This is a genomic window from Phormidium sp. FACHB-1136 (genome assembly GCF_014697375.1).
Lineage (GTDB): Bacteria > Cyanobacteriota > Cyanobacteriia > Phormidesmidales > Phormidesmidaceae > Nodosilinea.
This window is the reverse complement of sequence record NZ_JACJRS010000188.1, coordinates 1-4,668: the sequence shown is the minus strand read 5'-3', so window position 1 is coordinate 4,668 and position 4,668 is coordinate 1. Positions and strand designations below refer to the sequence as shown.

Genomic DNA, 4,668 nt, shown 5'->3' with positions numbered 1-4,668 from the left:
TAAGATGGTCGTCATTCATGGTGTATTCCTGATCTGGTGGTTTACTTCATCCAGCAGAATACGCCCTTCCTTCTTTCCCCTCCATACACCAGAAATGAGCATAGCTCTGAATGCCTTTGATGGAGGTCTGGTCGAGGATGATTTGGTTGGGGTCTGGGGCCAACTCATCATCCACCGCCAGCACCCCTTTGCTCAAAAAGCTCGGCAAGAAGGGCTGATCCGAGTTGGGGTCGGCCCAGCGCTCGTTCCACATCAAGCGAAACTGAAAGGGTCGGTCTTTGGGGGCACCTAGCTTCTCTGCTAGGGCCGAATTACAAAATCCAAAACAATCATCGGTGTTGAACCTTTGGTCTTCAGCTACCTTGTAGTTCACCACCTTGAGGTGGATGGCGCTGACATCATTGGGACTGACAGGGTTCTGTGGCCCAATCGTTTCGAGTCCTTCATAGCAGTTGGAGGTGAACAGTGACCCATAGCGAACAGCGGCATCGGGTTCGGAGCGAAAGAAGGCGGCGATGGTCTGCTTCAGTTGGGGACTGCCAAAGTAGTGGGTCTTGCCAGAGCTAAAGAGATGGGTACGGGTGTCGTTGGCTTGGGCAATGTCCGCTAGCAGGTGAGGGCCTTTGTCGTCATCGTTGGCCTGGGGGTCGATCTTGACCACCATCAAGGACTTGAGTTGACGTTGGGAGAACAGGGCGGAGATCGGTGCATTCTCGACGGTTTGGTAGTCACAGGTTTCCCCTTCTATTGCACCAGCGGCGGGTTCACTCCGCTTAAGTTGGCGCTGTTCACCGGACACCGGAACCGAGAGGACGACGGGAATCCGCAGGGTGCGTCCGTCGGCTGAAATCTTCGTTTTGTACATGGGTCTTGCGGGATAGGCCAGGACAACAATCGGGTGCGAGCCGCTAGGGTCTGAACGCTATGTCCGTTCTAGCGGCTCGCCATTTGGGGTAACGTCTGTCTGAGGTCTGAACTTAGGGCTGGGCAGAGCGGGACAAGGCCGCTGCAATGCTGGTGGTCGTGGTGTACTGAGAAATCATGGTTCCGGTCTGTTGGTCGAAGTGGGTGGCGAATTGGGTGAGGGTGTTGTTCAGCAAATCGACCACGTACCGACCCATGAGCGTCGCGACCTGGGGGTTCACCAGCAAACTTTGAGCTTGGGCCATAGCCATCTCGGCACAGGAGAGTCCCGATGGGCCTTGCTCCTCTGGCCGGGGCACCAGCAGGTCGGGAGCCTGGACGCTGGGGATGGGTAGGGCACGACAGACCGTGTCTATCGCATAATCCTTGGGGTCGGTTGACTTACGGTTCCCGACCAACACCTGACCGTGGTGCTGACTATTGCCGCCATCAATCCACCAGGGCGAGGCGAGACTGTGGTACCGAGGAGCTTCAATGGCCTCAGCAATACTCTGTCGAGCGGCGGCATTATCGACACAGCCACACAGGATTTGCAGCGTCTCGTACCGACTATCCCAGAGCATGGACGGTCTAAAGGGTTCGGCAATGGCTTCGATGGCCACTCCGAAGGCAGCACTGTAGCGAAGGGCCAAGGTCTGAGCTTTGTTGAGGCCAACCTCAGCCTCACAGAAGCATTGTCGAGTGACGTTCTTGGCTTCAACCTGGTCTGGGTCAACCAGGACGAGTCGGGTGGTTCGGCCCTGGGCGGTGAGGGCTAGGGCGATTCGACACAAGAGCTGCACCAGAAACGACCCGGTGCCCCCACAGCCAATGATCCAGAGTTCGATGGTTTGGGCTGGGGCCAGCACAACGGGTTTGGCGTTGATGGCATCCAGGTTAAAGGGCAGCGTGGACATGATTCGGTTCCTTCGCTCGGTAATAGGGCAGGGTGGAGGGCGCAATGTCGATGAGGGGGCATCCCGACTCGAACGGAGCAAAGACCGCAGAGGCTGGGATGATCCAGAAATGCCCGAACAGACCGACCCGCAGCAGCAGTTCCGGTTGGGCTTGGTGCAGCTTGCCCAGGACGCCATAGATCCGAAATCCGCCCGTTTCGTCTGCATCGTCCGTCGCAGAGAAGTACGCAGGACTGCGGCCATGGCTATGGATTTCGATGACGGCACGGTGGGATGAGGAGTCGTAGCCCGTCTCCGTCGGTTGGCAGTGGGTCACGCTCTGGGTTTGCTCTGGGATGGCCAGTTCCCAGTTCCCTTCTGGTGTCTGCGTCCAGTGGAACAGGACTTCGTTGGGCAGATTCGCTTTGGCGATGCCCACAACCAGTTCCAGCCACGTCGCATCGAGTTGGGTGAGGGTCACAAAAGGCTGGAGAATACCGAGTCCCAAAACCCTATCTTCATGGCGCGAGACGGGCAGCAGGGCGTCGAGTTCTGGGCGCTGGCCCCGCACAAAGACTCCGTTCTGGGCCACCCAATACGTTAGGGCGGCTGTCGGGGGTTGGGTCAGTTGGTCAGGGTCAACGTAGAACTGGTGCTGAATGAGTGGGTTCATAGGTCTAGGGCTTGGGTGAAGAGGCTATCAATCGTGTTGGGGTAGGAACGGAGGGGCTGGAGATCGTTGATGGGGGAGGTTCGGCGTCCGGCGACGGCCTTGAGTTGGCGGATGACGTTGCTGGGATACTGGCCAGACTTGCCATGGACTTCATGGCCCGAAAACGGACTGGTGATGAAGGTGTGCCACGCTTGGGGCAGGGTTTGGGCCGTGGCGACAGGGGGTAGGTTGGCACCCCAGCAAATCTTGCCGTTGTGGCCATAGACGTTGGGCAAGGGGGGCTTCAGGGCTTGGGCTTTAGGGTCAAACTGGGGTTTGGACACCGCCCACAGCCAATAGTCTTGATTCCTACCCACCCAGACCAGGGCAGGTAGGGGCACGGTCAGGGTCAGGTCGGTACCGTCTGGGCCTGCACCGGCTATCGTCAGGCAGTGCTTTTGTCGGGGTATCCACAGCACCGCCCAGTCTCCGGCGCTGGTGCTCCCGGTGCGGAGGATGTGGCCAGTCATCCAACCGCTGTCGAGGGTGTCGAGATGGAAGGCACGGGCTAAGGTCTGAGGACTGAGATACTTGTAGCCCAACCGGAGGGGGCTGCGGCTGACCTTGTGTTGGTACAGGTAATGGTCATGGCTGATAAGAATCGCACCGTCGAGCTGCTCCCAGTTCAGGGTTCCGTCTGGCCCGATGGCAGGATTTTGACTGAGAATGGCGGCGTGCAGGGCGTCGCGCTGGTCAGGCGTTAGGTCAAACATGCGTTCCAGATCGTGAGAATGTGGTCAAGGTTGGTTGGAGGGTCGGCTTCAATCCACTGGTTCAGGTCATTCAGTTTTTGGTAGTAGTCATTGACCTGCTGGCCGTGCCGTCGCACGATGGTCAGCGCGGCGCGGCTCCAGGGCATATGCAACGAAGACCCCGATGGAAACTGTTCGTAGTCCGATTCCGCATCCAGCCACACGTTGCCCGTCTGTTTGTCGATTAGGTTGACGGCCATCGGCACAAACCGTAGCGGCGCAGGTTCTTGATTAAAGCGACGCCGCACCGCATTACGTTGGGCGGGTAAGGTTGCTATCGGACTGGCCAAGGCTCGCTGCATCACAGGCCAGAGATCCTGTGCTTGGAGCAGGTCTTCTAAGTCCTCTGGGCTCTGAGACAGGATGAACTGGCCTGGTTCGCTAAGCGCCGCCAGCACGAGAAACCAGGGTTCAAGGTGCTCAAGCACACCGTCAGCGTGGAGATTCAGGCCCAGATCCATGAGCGGTAGACCGTCCCTGAACAAGCCTTGTTCGCTTAACTCTCCAACCTCCCCATCCTCGTTCCACGGCATCGCTGGCAGCAAGGTTTCGAGGTGCTTCAAAAACCCCACTTCCAGCAGGCTATGGCTGAGGTTTTCGCCTTCGAGCGCAGGGCGGTAACGGTCAGGGTGGGAATGCTGACAAAAGGAATCCGGTAGCGTCCACTGGTACAGATCCAGCAGGGCATAGTGATAGTGCTGGGTGTGCAAGTAGTCCTTGGCGTCACCCACGCACAGGCAAGGTTTAGCCTGGGTCAAAGTCTGGAGGCGAAACTTAGCCTCATCGAGGTCGGCAATCATGGCTAAAATCCCCTCACAACCACGGACTGGGGTTGGGCTTTGGACAAGGCGTCCAGCGTTGCCTTTCGGGCCTTGGCCTGGTGGTCACTGTCTGCCAAAGCCTGTTCAATGCGTTGAGTGATGCGGTCGGCTTGCTCAGCATCAAGGCCGACTCGAAACTCATGGGTTTGCAGGGCATTACACACCGCCACCGCTGGGTCGATATGGGGCAGAGCCGATTGGATCAGGTCAAGGACGGGCGGCGAATGGCCCTTCGTGCCTTTGCGGGCCATCAGATTGTTTTAGAATTTCTGCCACCCTACAGTCCGGACTATAATTTAATCGAGTTAGTTTGGCACTCTGCAAAGGAATTCATTGCCAATCGTCTATTTGAGTCGATTGAGGATTTAGAAGCGCTTGTTCATAACCTATTGAACGAAGGGCAGCTTGTCATCAACTGGGATCGCAAGATCAAAAATAAAGGAAACACAATCAATGCAATTTAAATGCATATCAGCTTACGTTAGACCTGTGGCTCCGCCGTCGGGAACAGACGGGTTCGGTGGAGCCCGTTCGGGATGTGGTGCGCGGTCCCCAGCCCAAGATTTCGGATTTGGACGCCTTTC

At 57.4% G+C, this 4,668-nt stretch carries 6 protein-coding genes and 1 pseudogene; 1 reads left to right on the top strand and 6 read right to left on the bottom strand.

All coding sequences use genetic code 11. The features are described 5' to 3' along the window. Positions 1-46: 46 nt before the first annotated feature. From H6G62_RS26090 to H6G62_RS26065, 6 genes are all read right to left on the bottom strand, one after another. Positions 47-865, bottom strand: coding sequence for a hypothetical protein (locus tag H6G62_RS26090; protein ID WP_190500631.1), 819 nt, complete (start codon positions 863-865; stop codon positions 47-49). A 112-nt stretch (positions 866-977) separates the two neighbouring features. Further along, positions 978-1,820: a ThiF family adenylyltransferase gene (locus H6G62_RS26085; protein WP_190500629.1), complete on the bottom strand. Its 843-nt coding sequence runs from the start codon at positions 1,818-1,820 to the stop codon at positions 978-980. After that, a complete protein-coding gene (locus tag H6G62_RS26080; RefSeq protein WP_190500628.1) occupies positions 1,801-2,472 on the bottom strand; it encodes a Mov34/MPN/PAD-1 family protein in 672 nt (223 codons plus the stop codon). Before H6G62_RS26080 ends, H6G62_RS26085 begins: the two co-directional genes overlap by 20 nt. Continuing rightward, a complete protein-coding gene (locus H6G62_RS26075) occupies positions 2,469-3,224 on the bottom strand; it encodes a hypothetical protein (RefSeq protein ID WP_190500626.1) in 756 nt (251 codons plus the stop codon). The genes H6G62_RS26080 and H6G62_RS26075 overlap by 4 nt, the downstream gene beginning before the upstream one ends. Beyond that, positions 3,212-4,063, bottom strand: coding sequence for a hypothetical protein (locus H6G62_RS26070; protein WP_190500624.1), 852 nt, complete (start codon positions 4,061-4,063; stop codon positions 3,212-3,214). The genes H6G62_RS26075 and H6G62_RS26070 overlap by 13 nt, the downstream gene beginning before the upstream one ends. Positions 4,064-4,065: 2 nt before the next feature. Continuing rightward, entirely contained in the window at positions 4,066-4,335 is a 270-nt protein-coding gene (locus tag H6G62_RS26065; protein ID WP_190500622.1) for a hypothetical protein, read from the bottom strand. A gap of 3 nt (positions 4,336-4,338) precedes the next feature. Here H6G62_RS26065 and H6G62_RS26060 point away from each other — a divergent pair. Beyond that, positions 4,339-4,548: pseudogene (locus tag H6G62_RS26060) on the top strand (transposase); the annotation flags it as partial. Between the last annotated feature and the right edge of the window lie 120 nt (positions 4,549-4,668).

Bases quoted from the DNA above. Each gene is read 5' to 3' on its own strand.
- H6G62_RS26085 (WP_190500629.1), bottom strand. From the start codon at position 1,820: ATGTCCACGCTGCCCTTTAACCTGGATGCCATCAACGCCAAACCCGTT.
- H6G62_RS26090 (WP_190500631.1), bottom strand. From the start codon at position 865: ATGTACAAAACGAAGATTTCAGCCGACGGACGCACCCTGCGGATTCCC.
- H6G62_RS26070 (WP_190500624.1), bottom strand. From the start codon at position 4,063: ATGATTGCCGACCTCGATGAGGCTAAGTTTCGCCTCCAGACTTTGACC.
- H6G62_RS26080 (WP_190500628.1), bottom strand. From the start codon at position 2,472: ATGAACCCACTCATTCAGCACCAGTTCTACGTTGACCCTGACCAACTG.
- H6G62_RS26075 (WP_190500626.1), bottom strand. From the start codon at position 3,224: ATGTTTGACCTAACGCCTGACCAGCGCGACGCCCTGCACGCCGCCATT.
- H6G62_RS26065 (WP_190500622.1), bottom strand. From the start codon at position 4,335: ATGGCCCGCAAAGGCACGAAGGGCCATTCGCCGCCCGTCCTTGACCTG.